Below are 16,147 nucleotides of genomic sequence, written 5' to 3'. Positions count from 1 at the left end.
GACCATCAGCGACTGGATACCACAGCACGATGTACGGACGATGGCAGCGCATTGTCCTGGGCCGGTGCCGACGCATGGCTCGAGTTCCGGCGATGCAGTTCGACCACGTTGTTGCCGGTCGCCTGCTCCAATGGGGTCTGCCCCAATGGGGTGTGTTCGAGCGGAGCGGGCACGGTGACGGCGTAAGGGCGGCGCACGACGTCGCGACGGCCAGCCAGTAGCCGGCGCAGTGCGCGCAACAGAAGGGAATCGCGAAGGAGCTTCATGGGCCCATCTCCTCGTAACGACGCCTATGGCGTCGTCAGGGGTGGGCCGGACTTTCCCTAGTCGAGGAAAGCACCAGCCGACCGCTCGCGGTCGCCGCAGGCGTTCAACTTGTTGTTATGCGTCGCCGGCATCCGATGCTTGCGGATGTCGACGTTGCGACTAGGGTAAACGTCCATATGCCTTGGTTTGTCAGGACTGGGAGCCCGTCGACGCGATGCGCCGGCAAGCGCGCGCATTGTCGTGCTGCGCTGCGGAAGTGTCAACCCATAAGGGCTGAGTGGATGGATGAAATCTGTCGGAAACCGCCATGCCGGTTCGGCCGAAACCGACCAGGCTTACCGATCAGGTTTCAACTCGCATGCTGCAGCGCCAGCCCCTGCTGCACGATCGGTCCGACCAGCCAGTGGTCGGCCAGCAGGAAGGCAAACAGCGCCATCAGATACACGATCGAGTACTTGAACACCTTCATCGGGAACAGCTCGTCCGGCGGATTCAGCAGTCGCACGGCGTAGTACAGAAAGCCCACGCCCAGCACGATCGCGCCGCCCAGATAGATCAGACCGCTCATCCCGGTCAGCGCCGGCAGCAGCGTCACGAGCACCAGCAGCACGGTGTAGAACAGCACCTGCCAGCGCGTGTAGACCACGCCGTGGGTGACCGGCAGCATCGGCACCTGCGCGCGCGCGTAGTCGTCGCGGCGGAAGATCGCCAGCGCCCAGAAATGCGGCGGCGTCCACACGAAGATGATCAGGCACAACTGCAGCGCGAACGGATGCAAGGCATCGGTCACCGCGGTCCAGCCCAGCACCGGCGGGATCGCACCGGCGAGACCGCCGATCACGATGTTCTGCGGCGTCGCACGCTTCAGGTACGCGGTGTAGACCAGCGCGTAGCCGATCAGGCCGCCGAAGGTGAGCAGCGCGGTGAGCGGGTTGACCAGCAGCGCCAGCACCAGCATCGAGGCGATGCCAAGCAGCACCGCGAACACCAGCACCTGGCGCGGCGTGAGCTTGCCGGTGGCGAGTGGACGCCGTGCGGTGCGCGCCATCAGCTTGTCGATGCGCTCGTCGACCAGGTGGTTGAACGCGGCCGCTGAACCTGAGGCCATCCAGATGCCCAGCGTGCCGAACACCAACGCGCGCCACGGCGGGATGCCCGGCACAGCGAGGAACATGCCGATCACCGCACAGAACACCAGCAGCGCGACGACGCGCGGCTTGGTCAGTTGCAGGTATTCGTGGAACAGCTCCATCTCAACGTGACTCCAGCGACAGGGACATCGGCTCGTCATGCCGACGCTGGGTACGCGCCAACGCGGCCAGCAAGGTGAAAAGCAAGAGTGCGGCCACACCATTGTGCGCGGTCGCTACCGCCAGCGGCAAACCGAAGTACACATTGCTGATGCCCAGCAATACCTGGCTCACCAACGCCACCGCGATCGCGATGCCAAAGACGCGCAGGCCACGCCGGGCCAGCTTGTGCGACAACCAGCCGAGGTAGCAGAACACCACCAGCGCGCCGAACCGATGCACGAGCTGGATCGCACTGCGCGCCGCCATGTCCAGCACGCCGCCTTCGTAGTTGACGCCGATCCCGCGCCACAGCACGAAGCCCTGGTGAAAATCCGTCGGTGGTGCCCACTGATTGAGGCACTGCGGGAACGCGCCGGGGCCGTAGCCGCAGGCCAGCGCGGCATAGTTCGCCGAGGTCCAGCCACCCAACGCGATCTGGCAAAACAACAGCACCAGGCCGATCGTCACCAACCGGCGCAGGTCGGCCATGCGCTCGTCCGGCGCAGCTACGCCGACGAAACGCAGTGCGGCGTACGCCAGCAGCGCGAACGTGGTCATGCCCCCGAGCAGATGCCCCATCACCACGATTGGCTTCAGCAGAAGGGTCACCGTCCACATGCCGAGCATCGCCTGGAAGATGATCACCGCCAGTGTCAGCACGCTGATCTTCCAGGCGCCGGGTTGTGGCAACTGGATCGCGGCGAACAGCGGCAAACCCATCGCACATACCGCCAGCAACGACGACCACATGTGTTCGCCGCGCATGTACAGAGCCACGCCGACCACCGCAAACACCGCGCCGGCAATGACGGCCAGCAGCGCACTGCGTCTGCGCGCGCTCGCGATCAGCGCCAGCAGCAACACCATCACACCGAGGGTGCCGGCAAGGAAGCGGTGCACCTGTTCGCGCCAGGCCTTGTGCGCCTCGTACGGGCGATCAGGGAATGCTGCGTCGGCATGCGCCACCGCCTGCGCGTGATGCGGCCAGGTCGCCTGGCCGTAGCAGGTAGGCCAGTCCGGGCACGACAGCCCGGCATTCGACAACCGCACGAACGCGCCGAACATCACCAGCCCGAATGCGAACACCGCGGCGAGCAGGGACAGGCCGCGCAGGATTTTCAGCGAGCGCGCCGTCATCACTTGACCACCTTCTGCAGATCCCGCGCCAAACCGGGAACATCGAAGCCGGCCGGATACAGCGACAGCGCCGTGCCATTGGATTCCACCAACACCGCGCTGACGCTGTCCGGCGTGGTCGGTGCGTACGCGGCCAGCTTGCCGTCGACATCGCGGCCCAGCGACCAATAGGTGCGTATGGCGTCGCGTCGGCCCGCATCCGCCGGCGGCGCGCCGACGTACAGCAGGCGCAGGCGCATCTGGTTGCGGTTGAGCATGACGCGCGCCTTGGCGATCCCGGTCAATGTCTCGAAGCAGCGCGCGGCGCAGTCCGGCCCGGCCAGCGTGACCAGGGTCAGCCGCGGCTCGCTGTCGCGCCACGGCCACGCCTGACCATTGTCCAGTTTCACCTGCAGCTTCTCATCGACGAAATTGCGCTGCGGCAGGATCGCGTGGCCATTGCCCTTCACGCCCGGCTGCCAGCCGGTAAAACTGAGCAGGCCGGCAATGATCATCGGCGCCGCAAACACCAGCGCAATCAGCAGCAGAGACATCCGGCTCTTGCGCAACGCAACGGGATCGACTGGCTTCATCGGACTTCGTGACCTTCGTGATATCAGGATTTGCGCGGTTTGCGCTTGCGATGCACGACCAGCAGGATCACCACCGCGGCAAGCGCGAAGGTGAACCACTGGAACGCATAGGCGCGGTGCCGCGCCGGCGGCATGGAAGAGAAATCGAGAGTGTGCACGCGCACATAGATCGAGGCGGGATCGGCGTCCAGCGCCAGCATCCGCGGATACAGCGGACGGCCGAGATCGCGGGCGATTTCCGCCGGGTCCAGGAAAATGGTGTTCTTCGGCCAGCGAGTCTGTCGCGCCAGTGCATTGCCGCCCATCTCGAAACCGGTCGGCGGTGGCGGCACGTACAAACCCTGCAGGCTGATCTCGGTGGTCGGCAACGGCGGCAGTTGCGGCGTCTTGCCATCGCCATTGCCCGGCAGGAAGCCCAGGTCCACCAGCAGCAACGGCGACTGATCGCGCAGCACGCCGTGCAGCACGAACGGCGCGAACACTTCCACGCCGCCGCGGCTGTCGTGGTTCGGGTTGTCCAGCAGGTACAGCCGGTCGGCAAGATAGCGGCCGCTCACCTGCACGCGCGGAAAGCTGTCGGCCGGCGGCGCGGCGGCTACCTTGGCGAAGTCCTGCCGGGGCGCGGTCGACGATGCGGCATACCGCCGCAGAAGTGCTTCCTTGAAGTCGGCGCGATGCAGCTGCCAGATGCCCAAACGTATGAACAGCAAGGCTCCGGCCGCCGTCAGCAGCAACGCCCACCACGACGGACGGCGAAATCCGCTCACGCGGCGAGCCCGCCGGTGGTCGCTATACTGCCCAGGTCGTAATGGATCGGATCAATCACGTGGAAACCGTCTACAAAGGTGCGCTGGTGGTGGTGCTGCTGGTGGTGATCTTCAGCCTCGGCCAGGCGCTGTATTTCATGATGACCGACAAGGACGACGACAAGCGCACGGTGTGGGCCCTGACCCGCCGCATCGGCTTGTCGCTGTTGCTGATCGGCATGGTCGCACTCGGCATCTGGATGGGTTGGCTGCATCCGCACGATGTCGGCCAGTGATTGTAGCGGCTGCGCCCGCCGCGCGCCCCGGCCGCGACAAATCGCGCTACGTGGCCGCGAGTTCCGGTAACGATTGAATCGCCCGGTGTCACCGCAACAAAAAGCCCGCCGATGGCGGGCTTTTTGTTGCGGACGTGTCATGGTCCTTGTGAAGGGTCCGGCCATGGCTTGGGCATGGATGCCCAAGTTGAAGCAATGCAGAGCAGTCGCCAATGGCCGGTTTTGCTCCTCGCGGAACCGACGCCGCGTCTTAAAGAATGTAGACGAACATGAACAGGCCGAGCCAGACCACGTCGACGAAGTGCCAGTACCACGCCACCGCCTCGAAACCGAAGTGGTGATCCTTGTTGAAGTGGCCCTTCAGCACGCGGAGCCAGATCACCGCCAGCATGATCGTGCCCAGCGTCACGTGCAGGCCGTGGAAGCCGGTCAGCAGGAAGAAGGTCGAACCGTAGACGCCGCTGTGCAGGGTCAGGTTCAGCTCCTTGTAAGCCTCGACGTACTCATGCGCCTGGAAATTCAGGAACAGCGCACCGAGCAGCACGGTCAGGCCCAGGAACACCAGGATCTTGCCCCGATGACCGGCACGCAGCGCATGGTGCGCAATCGTCACGGTGACGCTGGAGCTCAGCAGGATCAGCGTGTTCAGCAATGGCAGGCCCCACGCCGGCACGGTGCTGAAGCTGCCGCCGACACGCTCCGGACCGTTGCCGCCATTGGCGCCCCATGCGGCAGCGTAATCGCTCCACAGGAACTGATGGGTCAACGTGCCATGGCCGGTGCCACCGAGCCACGGCACCGAGAACATGCGGATGTAGAACAGCGCACCGAAGAACGCGCCGAAGAACATCACCTCGGAGAAGATGAACCACATCATGCCCATGCGGAACGAGACGTCCACCTGGTGGTTGTAGCTGCCGGACAGCGATTCGTTGATGACCGAACGGAACCAGCCGAAGAACATGCCCAGCACGCCGACCACGCCGACGATCAGCACGGTCTTGCCGAAGCCGGCGTCGCCGGGCTCCGCGTTCAGCCAGTGCGCGGCACCGAACACGGTGGTGAACATGACCACTGCGGCCACGATCGGCCAATAGCTCTTGGCCGGAACAAAGTAAGCGTCGTGCTGCTGACCCATGGTGAGACCCCGTGGATTTCTCTTGATGACTTTTGCCCCGTCACGCCGACCGGGGAACTGCATGCCGATCGTCGAACCCGACCGGTTGAAGGAGACGTAATTGAAGGAAACCGTACAGCAACCGCGGTACCGCTATTTCATCAGCAGGATCTGCAGAAACGACACCAGGAAAAACGCCAGCGCGATCGAAACCGTCACCGCCAGGGTGCGTCGTACACCTTTGCGGCGTGCCGCGATTTCCGTGTTCATTGTCTGCTGTTTCATGTAGATCGGCTTCTTGCATCGCCCCGGCCCGGAAGGGCTGGGGCGACATAGTGAATGATCAATCGTTGACGTGGCCGTGCGCCAGCTCGTCGTCGTGGATCACCGGCGGCACTTCGAAGGTGTGGTGCGGCGCCGGCGACGGCACCGTCCATTCCAGACCCCTGGCGCCTTCCCACACGCGGTCGGTGGCCTTCTTCTTCGAGAAGAACGCGCAATGGATCAGCACGCCGATGAAGATCAGCTGGGTGGCGCCGAACAGGAAGCCGCCGATCGAGCTGATCATGTTGAAGTTGGCGAACGCCACGTTGTAGTCGGGAATGCGGCGCGGCATGCCAGCCAGACCCAGGAAGTGCTGCGGGAAGAACAGCACGTTGACCCAGATCACGCTGTTCCAGAAATGCACCTTGCCCCAGAACTCGCTGTACATGTTGCCGGTCCACTTCGGCAGCCAGTAATAGCTGGCCGCAATGATCGCGAACAGCGCACCGGTCACCAGCACATAGTGGAAATGCGCCACCACGAAGTAGGTGTCGTGGTACTGGAAGTCCGCCGGCACCAGCGCCAGCATCAGACCGGAGAAGCCGCCGATGGTGAACAGGATGATGAACGCGATCGCGAACAGCATCGGCGTCTCGAACGTCATCGAGCTGCCCCATATGGTGGCGACCCAGTTGAACACCTTCACGCCGGTCGGTACCGCGATCAGCATCGTGGCGTACATGAAGAAGATCTCGGCGCCCAGCGGCAGGCCCACCGCGAACATGTGGTGAGCCCACACGATGAACGACAGGAATGCGATCGAGGCGATCGCGAACACCATCGCCTTGTAGCCGAAGATCGGCTTGCGCGCGAAGGTCGGCACGATTTCCGAGATGATCCCGAATGCGGGCAGGATCATGATGTAGACCTCGGGATGACCGAAGAACCAGAAGATGTGCTGATACAGCACCGGGTCACCGCCGCCGCCCGGGTTGAAGAAATTGGTGCCGAAGTACTTGTCGGTGAGCAGCATCGTCACCGCGCCAGCCAGCACCGGCATCACGGCGATCAGCAGGAACGCGGTGATCAGCCAGCTCCATACGAACACCGGCATCTTCAGCAGTTCCATGCCCGGCGCGCGCATGTTGAGGATGGTCGCGATGATGTTGATCGCGCCCATGATCGAGCTGATGCCCATCAGATGGACCGCGAACACCACGTAGGCGAGCGAATCGCTCTGCAGCGACAGCGGCGGATACAGCGTCCAGCCGCCGGCCGGGCCGCCGCCGGGCATGAACAGCGTGGACAGCATCAACAGGAAGGCGAACGGCAGGATCCAGAACGACAGGTTGTTCATGCGCGGCAGCGCCATGTCCGGCGCGCCCACCATCAGCGGGATCATCCAGTTACCGAGGCCGACGAAGGCCGGCATGATCGCGCCGAAGATCATCACCAGCGCATGCATGGTGGTCAGCTGGTTGAAGAAGTACGGCTGCATCAGCTGCATGCCGGGCTTGAACAGCTCGGCACGGATCAGCATCGCAAAGCTGCCGCCGATGAAGAACATCGTCAGCGCGAAAACCAGATACAGCGTGCCGATGTCCTTGTGGTTGGTGGACATGCACCAACGCTGGAAGAAACCTTTCGGCGCGCCGTGGTGATCATCGTGATGATCATGGGTGGCTGCGTAGGACATGGCCTTGCACCTCTAACCTGAAATATTGAATGCGACTGCGTGAAAAAACGTGTGCCGGGAACGGCCCGACCGGGTCGGATCAGCCCTGCTTGGCCGTATCCGCTACCGGAGCGGCCTGGCTGGTTTGCGGCGCGGCGGCGCTGGAAGCTGCCGCCGGTGCAGCGGCGGGCGCGGCGGACTTCGCCTGCTGCCCGGCCAGCCACGCGGCGAAATCCGCCTTCGACTTGACCACCACCACGATCGGCATGAAGCCGTGATCCTGACCGCACAACTCGGCGCACTGGCCGCGATAGGTACCCGGCGTCTGGAAGTTGGCCCAGGCGGCGTTGATGATTCCGGGGATCGCGTCGAGCTTCCAGCCGGTCGCCGGCACCCACCAGGAATGGATCACGTCGCCGCTGGTGATCACGAAGCGGATCTTGGTGTCGACCGGCACGACCAGCGGGTTGTCGACGTTCAGCAGATACGTGCTCTCGTCACCGACCTTGACCGCAAACGGATCCATGCCCGAACCGAGCTGGCGGGTCCGGTCGCTCTGCGTATCGAGCTTGGACATGAAGCCGACCTTGTCGATCGGCTTGCCCTGGTAGTCGACATAGTCGTAGCGCCACTTCCACTGGTAGCCGGTGACCTTGACGGTCATCTGCGAACCGGTGGTGTCGGCCCAGGAGGTGAGGCCGCCGGTGGCCAGGTAGGCCAGCACGACCAGGATGACCACCGGGATGGTGGTCCAGACGACTTCCACCATGGTGTTGTGCGACCACTTCTCGGCCACGGCACCGCGCGATTTGCGGAAGCGGAACATCGCGATGAACATCGCGCCGAACACCAGGATGCCGATCACCGTGCACACGGCGAGCGAAATGTTGTTCAGGTGGTACGGCACCTGCGACCAGGTGCTCTCGCCGCGCTGCATGTTCAGCTGCCACGGACCGGGTGCGGCGTGCACCACGCTGCCGAACGATGCAAGGGCGAGTGTCGCCGCTGCCGTGAATGATCGCCTGATGCCGCCAGATGTCATGTCTTGCACCTTTGTTGAACCTACTTGCGCGACGGGCCGTTGAGATCGGCCAGCAGCACCATGAGTTTTCTCGACAGCTCGACGCGTTCCTGTTCCGCCAGAAAAGCGCCAATCTCCAATTCACGCCCGTGCGATGACAGCAACAGGCGCTGACGCCCGTCACCCGGCTCCAGCAGCACGCGCACCCAGTACGCCTGGAAACGCATGCGGCGCCGGCCCGGCAGCGACCGCACCTCCAGCGACGAAGCGTCGAGGGTGATGCGCTCACTGCGATCGCCGGCCCGCCAGGCCACGCTCAAGGCTACGGCCACGGCGGCGGATTCGACCAAGGCGAACAGCGGAGCAAACACGTTCCCCTGCCACGCACCCAGTCCCGCCGTTATCAGCACCAGCGCCACCAGAACCACGATCAATCGACGCAGACCGCGCCGGCTTAGCGCGCGATTGGGCTTGAGCCACATCGTCACGCACGGCAAGCCGGCGGTAGCTGGTCGAAGCACGATCATGGGGATCCGGCGTGCCTGGAACATCGGAATGATAGGCCGCGGCGAGGCAGCGGGCAAGAATGTTGCACCCGACTGATCCGGATCAGACCTGCATGGAAGCCCGGCGAATGGCGCCGCAAGGCCGCCGGCAAACGGCTTGCGCAGCGGCTGCGCCGCCCCAAATCCGCGGAGTCCAGCGTACAATCCCGCGCTCCCCTTCGCCGCGGCGAATCCTTCGACAAGCCCGTGACCCAGCCCATTCTCAGTTCCGAACTCCCCCTCGACAGCACGCCGGCGCGCGCACGCATCACCGCCGCCTGGCTGCGCGACGAAACCGAAGCGGTCAACGACCTGCTCGCCCAGGCCACCTTGCCGCCGGTCGAACGCGAGAAAGTGATCGACCTCGCCGCCGACCTGGTCAGCCGCGTGCGCCTGCGCGCCAAGGACCAGAGCGCGGTCGAGTCCTTCATGCGCCAGTACGATCTCTCCTCCGAGGAGGGCGTGCTGCTGATGTGCGTGGCCGAGGCGCTGCTGCGCATTCCGGACAAGGCTACCGCCGACAAGCTGATCCGCGACAAGCTCGGCGATGCGGACTGGAAGAAGCATCTGGGCCAGAGCGAGTCGTTGTTCGTCAACGCCTCCACCTGGGGTCTGATGCTCACCGGGCATCTGGTGAACCTCGCTGAAGACACCCGTCACGATTTCACCGGCGCTCTGAAGCGACTGGTCGGCCGCGCCGGCGAACCGGCAATCCGCCTCGCCGTGCGTCAGGCCATGCGCATCATGGGCTACCAGTTCGTGATGGGACAGACCATCAACGAGGCGCTGGACCGCTGCGCGAAGAAGGAATATGCGGTCTACCGCTATTCCTACGACATGCTGGGCGAGTCGGCGCTGACCAGCGAAACCGCCGAGCGCTACCAGCAGGATTACCGCAACGCGATCGCCGCGATCGGCGCGCGCGGTCCGTTCGCCAATCACACCGACGCACCGTCGATCTCGGTGAAGCTGTCCGCGCTGCATCCGCGCTACGAAGTGGCCAAGCGCGAGCTCGCCCACCGCCAGCTCAGCGAAAAGCTGCTGGAGCTGTCGCAGCTGGCGATGAAGTACGGCATCGCGTTGTCGGTCGATGCCGAAGAGGCCGAGCGCCTCGAGCTGTCGCTGGACATCATCGGCGACGTCTTCGCGCATCCTTCGCTGCAAGGCTGGAATGGCCTGGGCATCGTGGTGCAGGCGTATGCCAAGCGCACCCCCTTCGTGATCGACTGGCTGATCGAGACCGCCCGTGCCGCCAATCGCCGCTGGTATGTGCGCCTGGTCAAGGGTGCCTATTGGGACGCCGAGATCAAGCGCGCGCAGGAAAACGGCCTGGCCGGCTACCCGGTGTTCACGCGCAAGCCGAATACCGACGTGTCGTACCTGGCTTGCGCCAGGCGCCTGTTCAACGCCGGCGCCGAGCTGATCTATCCGCAGTTCGCCACCCACAATGCGCACACCATCGCCGCCGTGCATCACATCGCACAAGGCCGCCCATACGAATACCAGCGCCTGCACGGCATGGGCACCGACCTGTACGCCGAAGTGATCGGTCCGCCCGACGTCAATAAGGGCGGGCTCAACGTGCCCTGCCGCGTATACGCGCCGGTCGGTACGCACGAAGACCTGCTGCCGTACCTGGTGCGCCGCCTGCTCGAGAACGGCGCCAACACCAGTTTCGTCAACCGCGTCGTCGACGAGAGCGTGCCGGTGCGCACGCTGGTCGCCGACCCCTGCGAAACGGTGCGCTCCTTTGCTTCGATCCCTCATCCGCGCATCCCGCTGCCGGTCAACATCTACGTGGACAATTCTGCGCTTGCGCAGAATTCAAATTCGGTATCCAGGAAGAATTCCATGGGCGTCAACTTCTCCAACGACAACGAACTGAAGGCGATGGCCGACGCGGTCAACGCGAATCCCGGCCCCTGGACAGCAGCTCCGCTGGTACCGGGCGCGGTTGTGGGAGCGGCTTCAGCCGCGATCGCCGTCACCAACCCGGCCGATCGCCGCCAGACTGTCGGCAGCTACATCGCCGCCGACAGCGCCATCGTCGACAAGGCACTGAGCAACGCCGTCGCTGCGCAGCACGGCTGGGATCGCCTGCCCGCGGCCAGCCGTGCCGCGATCCTCGAGCATGCCGCCGAGCAGCTCGAAGCGCGCCGCGGCGAATTCATCGCGCTCTGCGTGCGCGAGGCCGGCAAGAGCCTGCCCGATGCGATCGCCGAGATCCGCGAGGCAGCCGATTTCCTGCGCTATTACGCCACCATGGCACGGCGTCTGTTCGGCCAACCCGAGCAGTTGCCGGGCCCGACCGGCGAGAGCAACCAGTTGTTCCTCAATGGTCGCGGTGTGTTCGTCTGCATCAGCCCGTGGAACTTCCCGCTGGCGATCTTCCTGGGCCAGGTCAGCGCCGCGCTGGCCGCCGGCAATGCCGTGATCGCCAAGCCTGCCGAGCAGACGTCGCTGATCGGCCATGCCGCGGTGAAGCTGCTGCACGACGCGGGCGTGCCCGCCGACGTGCTGCAATACCTGCCGGGCGACGGCGCCACCGTCGGCGCCGCCCTGACCAAGGATCCACGCGTGTCCGGCGTGGCTTTCACCGGATCCACCGACACCGCCTGGGCGATCAACCGCGCCTTGGCCGCGCGCAACGCGCCGATCGCCGCGCTGATCGCCGAGACCGGCGGCCAGAACGCGATGATCGCCGACTCCTCCGCGCTGCCCGAGCAGATCGTCAAGGACGTGATCGCCTCCGCGTTCCAGTCCGCCGGCCAGCGCTGCTCGGCTGCGCGCGTGCTGTTCGTGCAGGAAGACATCGCCGACAAGGTCTGCGCCATGCTCGCCGGCGCGATGGCTGAGCTGAAGGTGGGCGACCCGGGCCAGCTGTCCACCGACGTCGGCCCGGTGATCGACGAGGACGCGAAGAAAATCCTGGTCGACCACGCTGCCCGCATGGACAAGGAAGCGAAGAAGATCGGCGAGGTCGCGCTCGATCCGGCCACCACCGCCAACGGCACCTTCTTTGCCCCGCGCGCCTACGAGATTCCCTCACTCGCCACGCTGACCCGCGAAGTGTTCGGCCCGGTGCTGCACGTTATCCGCTGGAAGGGTAGCGAGCTGGTGCAAGTGGTCGATCAGATCAACGCCACCGGCTACGGCCTCACCCTGGGCATCCACAGCCGTATCAACGACACCGTCGACTACATCGCCAGCCACGCCCGCGTCGGCAACTGCTACGTCAACCGCAACCAGATCGGCGCGGTGGTCGGCGTGCAGCCGTTCGGCGGCGAGAACCTGTCCGGCACCGGCCCCAAGGCCGGCGGTCCGCACTACCTGCTGCGCTTCGCCGGCGAGCGCACGCTCACCATCAACACCACCGCGGCGGGTGGCAATGCGTCGTTGCTGACGATCGGCGAGTAGGCTTCGCCGCCTACTGGCCGCTTGTGCAATGCGCAAGCGGTCGGCGGTGCTCGCGTGATAGAACAGGCAGCGACGCTGGCACGATGACCGGCCCGCTGCACCGGAGCAATCGCACGATGGCACGTCCTGCCGCCCTGATCGACCTGAGCCACGGCAACCCGACCGCGCTGGCAACGGACGATCCGCGCTACACCGCCGCCGAGTTTCCTTCGAACAAGCTGCTCTATCTGGTGCAGCTGGCCGATGCCCATGGTGTCGACAGCCGCGCATGGTTCGCCGGCCTGGCGCTTTCCCGCACGCAGATCGCCGACCCGGCGCTGCGCGTGTCATACCGCCAGGCCAGCACCTTCGTGCGACGTGCGCTGCAGGCGCTGGGCGTACCTGACGCCGGCCTGCGCATCGGCCGCGAGGGCACTGTCGGCGGCTTCGGCCTGCTCGGACTGGCGATGATGACCTCGCGCACCTTCGGTGAGGCGATGCAGTCGGGCATCCACTATCACAAGATCTGTGGCTGCCTGCTCGATCTGACGTTCGAGGCGATCAGCGAACAGGCGGTGGCGCTGGTCGCCACGCCGCAGTTCGGCGATATCGAGCTGCTGCCGTTCTTCTGTGAAGAACTGTTTGCCAGTTCGGTGATGATCTCGCGCGAACTGGTCGGCCCCGAACTGCGGCCGTTGCGAGTGGAACTGAGCTATCCACGTCCGGGCTATGCCGACGCCTACACCGAACTGTTCCAGTGCGAGCTGCAGTTCGGCATGCCACGGAACCGCATGCTGATCGACACCCGCTGGCTGGCCCATCCGCTGCCCGGCTACAACCCGCTCACCGCGAAACAGGCGCTGGCGCTGTGCGCGCAGCAACGCACGCCCGACGGTGGCGAGCCGCACCAGGAAATCGTCGCCGCGGTGGAACGGCTGCTGCGCAGCCAGCTGCGCGAGCAGCCCAGACTCAACGACGTGGCGCGCACGCTCAACCTCAGCGAACGTTCGCTGCGCCGCAAGCTGGCCGAGAGCGGTCGCATCTTCCGCGAGATCCACGATCGCGTGCGCGCCGAGCGCGCGCTGCAATTGCTGCAGGCCGGCACGCTGAGCGTGGCGGAGATCGGCGGCGAAGTGGGCTTCGACGATCCGCGCGAGTTCCGCCGCGCGTTCAAGCGCTGGACCGGCATGGCCCCCCAGGAAGCACGCCGCGGCGCGGCCTGAGCGGGGACGATTCGTCGCAGACTGGCCGATTTACCCCCCTTCGCGTGGCCGTTTTACCCTCCCCCTTGCCGATGGATTGCGCGACAGTCGGGTTCGGGCTGCGCCAGGCGCGGCATCCGCCGATTTCGTTCGAATGGGGAGTTCACGATCATGCGCAAGCTGTTCATCACCGTCGCGCTCGGCGCGGCGCTCGCCGGCTGCGGCAAGCACGAGGCGCCAGCACAGAACGCCGCCGACGCCAGCTTCGAGGCGAAGCTGCAGGAGCAACTGCTGGACGCCAAACCCGGCAGCGTGATCGACATCCCCGCCGGCCACTACGCGCTCAAGCGAGGCCTCAGCCTGCGCACCGATGGCGTCACCATCAAGGGCGCCGGCATGGACAAGACCGTGCTGTCGTTCAAAGGCCAGCTGGTCGGCCCCGAAGGCCTGCTGGTCAACGCCAATGACTTCACCATCGCGAACCTGGCGATCGAGGACACCAAGGGCGACGCGCTGAAGATCAACCAGGGCAAGAACATCACCATCCACGGCGTGCGCATCGAGTGGACCGATGGCCCGAAGACCACCAACGGCGCCTATGGCCTGTATCCGGTGAAGACGCAGAACGTGCTGGTCGAGGATTCGGTGGTGATCGGTGCCTCCGATGCCGGCATCTACGTCGGCCAGTCGAACAACATCATCGTGCGGCGCAACCGCGCCGAGCACAACGTGGCCGGCATCGAGATCGAGAACTCGGTCAATGCCGATGTCTACGAGAACACCGCAACGAAGAACACCGGCGGCATCCTGGTGTTCAACATGCCCAACCTGTCGCAGGCCGGCCACGCCACGCGCGTGTTCAAGAACAAAGTGTTCGAGAACAACAACGACAACTTCGCCGCCAAGGGTGCCGCCGTGGCCAGTGTGCCGGCCGGCTCGGGCGTGGTGGTGAACTCCAACGACAAGGTCGAGATCTTCGACAACGACATCGCCGACAACAAGACCAGCAACATCATCATCGCCAGCTACTTCTCCACCAATTACTACAACACCCGCGGCGTGGCTGCCGACTACAACCCGTATCCGAAGGGCATCTACGTCTACGGCAACCGGCTCAAGGGCGGCGGCGATTCGCCGGACGGGCTCAAGCTGAAGACTTTGAAGACGGCGGTATACGGACTCGGCGGTCATTTCCCCGATGTGTTGTGGGATGGCTACAGCGATCCCAAGGATCTGGTCAACGGGCTGCCACCGGCGAATGACCGGATCTGCATCCAGGACATCAACGGCGTGCTCAATGCCGACGGCGCGCACGACTACAAGAGCCCCAGCACCGATACCAAGCCCTACCAGTGCGCGCTGCCGAAGCTGCCGCCGGTCATACTGAATCCCGAACCGAAGGTCTGACATGTCGGTCGTGAAATTCGCGAAGTACGCCTCGGTGCTGCTGGCGCTGATGCTGCTGGTCGGCTGCCAGCGCGACATGCCGCCGGTGACGTTCCACGCCGACGGCCGGCCGCCGAAACTCAGCGACTGGCATGTGGTCGAGGTACGCGACGGCAAGTTGCAGCTCAACGACGGCGTGGTGCCGTACGACCTCAACACGCCGCTGTTCTCCGACTATGCGCACAAACTGCGCACGATCTGGATGCCGAAGGGCAGCTCGGCGAAATACCACCCCACCGACACCTTCGATTTCCCGGTCGGCACGGTGATCAGCAAGACCTTCTATTACCCCAGACCCGATAAAGGCCGCACGGCCGACGGCAAGCCCGCCGACGTGGCGCGCACCGACGACTACTCGCACGATTTCGCCGGCCAGGGTCTGGACATGTCACGTATGCACCTGATCGAGACGCGCATCCTGGTGCATCGCCAGGATGGTTGGGCGGCGATCCCGTACCTATGGAACGACGCGCAGACCGAAGCCACGCTGGTACGCACCGGCGCCGTGTTGCCGCTGACCCTGGTCGATGCACAGCCGGCTGTAGGACAGCCCGCCCGCGAGGATTTCAATTACGTGGTGCCGGACGAAAGCCAGTGCGCCAGCTGCCACGCGCAGGACTGGGTCGACCGCAAGATCCATCCGATCGGTCCGAAAGCGCGCCACATCAACAAGGACTACCACTACGCCGACGGCACGCAGAACCAGCTCCAACACCTGGTGAAAATCGGATACCTCGACGGCCTGCCGGCGCCGGCCGAAGTACCGCGTGACGCGAACTGGGAAGATACTCGCGCACCGCTGGATGCACGCGCGCGCGCCTACCTCGACATCAACTGCGGGCATTGCCATAACCCGCGTGGCGCGGCCAACACTACCGGCCTGTCGCTGACCAACGACACGCCGGAGGATCGTCACCTCGGCATCTGCAAGCCACCGACCGCGGCCGGCCAGGGCACGGGCGACCGCTTCTTCGACATCGTGCCGGGCAAACCGGATGACTCGATCATCGCTTATCGGCTGTCGTCCACCGAGCCGGGCACGATGATGCCGGAGATCGGCCGCAGCACGGTGCACCAGCAAGGGCTCGCCTTGATCAAGGCCTGGATCGCCGCGCAACCGGGGAGTTGCGTGGTGCTGCACTGAACACCGGATACCAACACCGCCGCGGCC

15 protein-coding genes are annotated in these 16,147 nt (G+C 64.9%); 5 read left to right on the top strand and 10 right to left on the bottom strand.

Annotated features, from left to right (window positions below; genetic code table 11):
• Positions 1–5: 5 nt before the first annotated feature.
• The 5 genes from BUA26_RS17275 to BUA26_RS17255 form a co-directional block, all read right to left on the bottom strand.
• Positions 6–266, bottom strand: a complete 261-nt coding sequence (locus BUA26_RS17275; protein ID WP_072762126.1) for a hypothetical protein — start codon at positions 264–266, stop codon at positions 6–8.
• Between the two features lie 350 nt (positions 267–616).
• Positions 617–1,519 (bottom strand): heme o synthase, encoded by a 903-nt coding sequence (gene cyoE / locus BUA26_RS17270; protein WP_072762125.1) that lies wholly within the window; start codon positions 1,517–1,519, stop codon positions 617–619.
• Position 1,520: 1 nt separating this feature from the next.
• A complete protein-coding gene (locus BUA26_RS17265) occupies positions 1,521–2,696 on the bottom strand; it encodes a COX15/CtaA family protein (RefSeq protein ID WP_072762124.1) in 1,176 nt (391 codons plus the stop codon).
• Positions 2,696–3,268, bottom strand: coding sequence for a hypothetical protein (locus BUA26_RS17260; protein WP_072762123.1), 573 nt, complete (start codon positions 3,266–3,268; stop codon positions 2,696–2,698). The genes BUA26_RS17265 and BUA26_RS17260 overlap by 1 nt, the downstream gene beginning before the upstream one ends.
• Before the next feature lie 23 nt (positions 3,269–3,291).
• Positions 3,292–4,035 carry an SURF1 family protein gene (locus tag BUA26_RS17255; protein ID WP_072762122.1) on the bottom strand — a complete coding sequence of 248 codons (744 nt, stop codon included), beginning with the start codon at positions 4,033–4,035 and terminating at the stop codon, positions 3,292–3,294.
• Between the two features lie 59 nt (positions 4,036–4,094).
• On the opposite strand from BUA26_RS17255, the gene BUA26_RS17250 reads away from it, so the two are divergent.
• The gene (locus tag BUA26_RS17250; protein WP_072762253.1) at positions 4,095–4,310 is read left to right on the top strand and encodes a twin transmembrane helix small protein; all 216 of its coding nucleotides are present in this window, start codon (positions 4,095–4,097) and stop codon (positions 4,308–4,310) included.
• A 250-nt stretch (positions 4,311–4,560) separates the two neighbouring features.
• On the opposite strand, the gene BUA26_RS17245 is transcribed toward BUA26_RS17250, so the two are convergent.
• The 5 genes from BUA26_RS17245 to BUA26_RS17230 all read right to left on the bottom strand — a co-directional run bounded on the left by BUA26_RS17245 (position 4,561) and on the right by BUA26_RS17230 (position 8,869).
• Positions 4,561–5,448, bottom strand: coding sequence for a cytochrome c oxidase subunit 3 (locus BUA26_RS17245; protein ID WP_072762121.1), 888 nt, complete (start codon positions 5,446–5,448; stop codon positions 4,561–4,563).
• Between the two features lie 132 nt (positions 5,449–5,580).
• Positions 5,581–5,712 (bottom strand): hypothetical protein, encoded by a 132-nt coding sequence (locus BUA26_RS20785; RefSeq protein ID WP_255368405.1) that lies wholly within the window; start codon positions 5,710–5,712, stop codon positions 5,581–5,583.
• 58 nt (positions 5,713–5,770) lie between these two features.
• Entirely contained in the window at positions 5,771–7,387 is a 1,617-nt protein-coding gene (gene ctaD / locus BUA26_RS17240) for a cytochrome c oxidase subunit I (protein WP_072762120.1), read from the bottom strand.
• 79 nt (positions 7,388–7,466) lie between these two features.
• Positions 7,467–8,408, bottom strand: coding sequence for a cytochrome c oxidase subunit II (coxB, locus tag BUA26_RS17235; RefSeq protein ID WP_072762119.1), 942 nt, complete (start codon positions 8,406–8,408; stop codon positions 7,467–7,469).
• A gap of 20 nt (positions 8,409–8,428) precedes the next feature.
• Positions 8,429–8,869 (bottom strand): DUF2244 domain-containing protein, encoded by a 441-nt coding sequence (locus BUA26_RS17230; protein WP_072762252.1) that lies wholly within the window; start codon positions 8,867–8,869, stop codon positions 8,429–8,431.
• A 270-nt stretch (positions 8,870–9,139) separates the two neighbouring features.
• Between BUA26_RS17230 and putA the strand changes: the two genes are divergently transcribed.
• The 4 genes from putA (at position 9,140) to BUA26_RS17210 (ending at position 16,120) form a co-directional block, all read left to right on the top strand.
• On the top strand, positions 9,140–12,349 hold the full coding sequence (putA, locus tag BUA26_RS17225; RefSeq protein WP_072762118.1) for a bifunctional proline dehydrogenase/L-glutamate gamma-semialdehyde dehydrogenase PutA: 3,210 nt from the start codon (positions 9,140–9,142) through the stop codon (positions 12,347–12,349).
• A 116-nt stretch (positions 12,350–12,465) separates the two neighbouring features.
• On the top strand, positions 12,466–13,551 hold the full coding sequence (locus tag BUA26_RS17220; RefSeq protein WP_072762251.1) for an AraC family transcriptional regulator: 1,086 nt from the start codon (positions 12,466–12,468) through the stop codon (positions 13,549–13,551).
• Between the two features lie 150 nt (positions 13,552–13,701).
• The gene (locus BUA26_RS17215; protein WP_072762117.1) at positions 13,702–14,937 is read left to right on the top strand and encodes a parallel beta-helix domain-containing protein; all 1,236 of its coding nucleotides are present in this window, start codon (positions 13,702–13,704) and stop codon (positions 14,935–14,937) included.
• 1 nt (position 14,938) lies between these two features.
• The gene (locus BUA26_RS17210) at positions 14,939–16,120 is read left to right on the top strand and encodes an SO2930 family diheme c-type cytochrome (protein ID WP_072762116.1); all 1,182 of its coding nucleotides are present in this window, start codon (positions 14,939–14,941) and stop codon (positions 16,118–16,120) included.
• Positions 16,121–16,147 lie beyond the last annotated feature (27 nt).

Source organism: Rhodanobacter sp. OK091 (assembly GCF_900142825.1).
In the GTDB taxonomy this organism is placed as follows: Bacteria; Pseudomonadota; Gammaproteobacteria; order Xanthomonadales; family Rhodanobacteraceae; genus Rhodanobacter.
Note: the sequence above shows the minus strand (reverse complement) of the source record. Positions and strands in the feature narration are given on the sequence as shown.

Bases quoted from the DNA above. Each gene is read 5' to 3' on its own strand.
- BUA26_RS17265 (WP_072762124.1), bottom strand. From the start codon at position 2,696: ATGACGGCGCGCTCGCTGAAAATCCTGCGCGGCCTGTCCCTGCTCGCC.
- coxB (WP_072762119.1), bottom strand. From the start codon at position 8,408: ATGACATCTGGCGGCATCAGGCGATCATTCACGGCAGCGGCGACACTC.
- ctaD (WP_072762120.1), bottom strand. From the start codon at position 7,387: ATGTCCTACGCAGCCACCCATGATCATCACGATGATCACCACGGCGCG.
- cyoE (WP_072762125.1), bottom strand. From the start codon at position 1,519: ATGGAGCTGTTCCACGAATACCTGCAACTGACCAAGCCGCGCGTCGTC.
- BUA26_RS17260 (WP_072762123.1), bottom strand. From the start codon at position 3,268: ATGAAGCCAGTCGATCCCGTTGCGTTGCGCAAGAGCCGGATGTCTCTG.
- BUA26_RS20785 (WP_255368405.1), bottom strand. From the start codon at position 5,712: ATGAAACAGCAGACAATGAACACGGAAATCGCGGCACGCCGCAAAGGT.
- BUA26_RS17275 (WP_072762126.1), bottom strand. From the start codon at position 266: ATGAAGCTCCTTCGCGATTCCCTTCTGTTGCGCGCACTGCGCCGGCTA.
- BUA26_RS17220 (WP_072762251.1), top strand. From the start codon at position 12,466: ATGGCACGTCCTGCCGCCCTGATCGACCTGAGCCACGGCAACCCGACC.
- BUA26_RS17215 (WP_072762117.1), top strand. From the start codon at position 13,702: ATGCGCAAGCTGTTCATCACCGTCGCGCTCGGCGCGGCGCTCGCCGGC.
- BUA26_RS17210 (WP_072762116.1), top strand. From the start codon at position 14,939: ATGTCGGTCGTGAAATTCGCGAAGTACGCCTCGGTGCTGCTGGCGCTG.
- BUA26_RS17245 (WP_072762121.1), bottom strand. From the start codon at position 5,448: ATGGGTCAGCAGCACGACGCTTACTTTGTTCCGGCCAAGAGCTATTGG.
- BUA26_RS17230 (WP_072762252.1), bottom strand. From the start codon at position 8,869: ATGTGGCTCAAGCCCAATCGCGCGCTAAGCCGGCGCGGTCTGCGTCGA.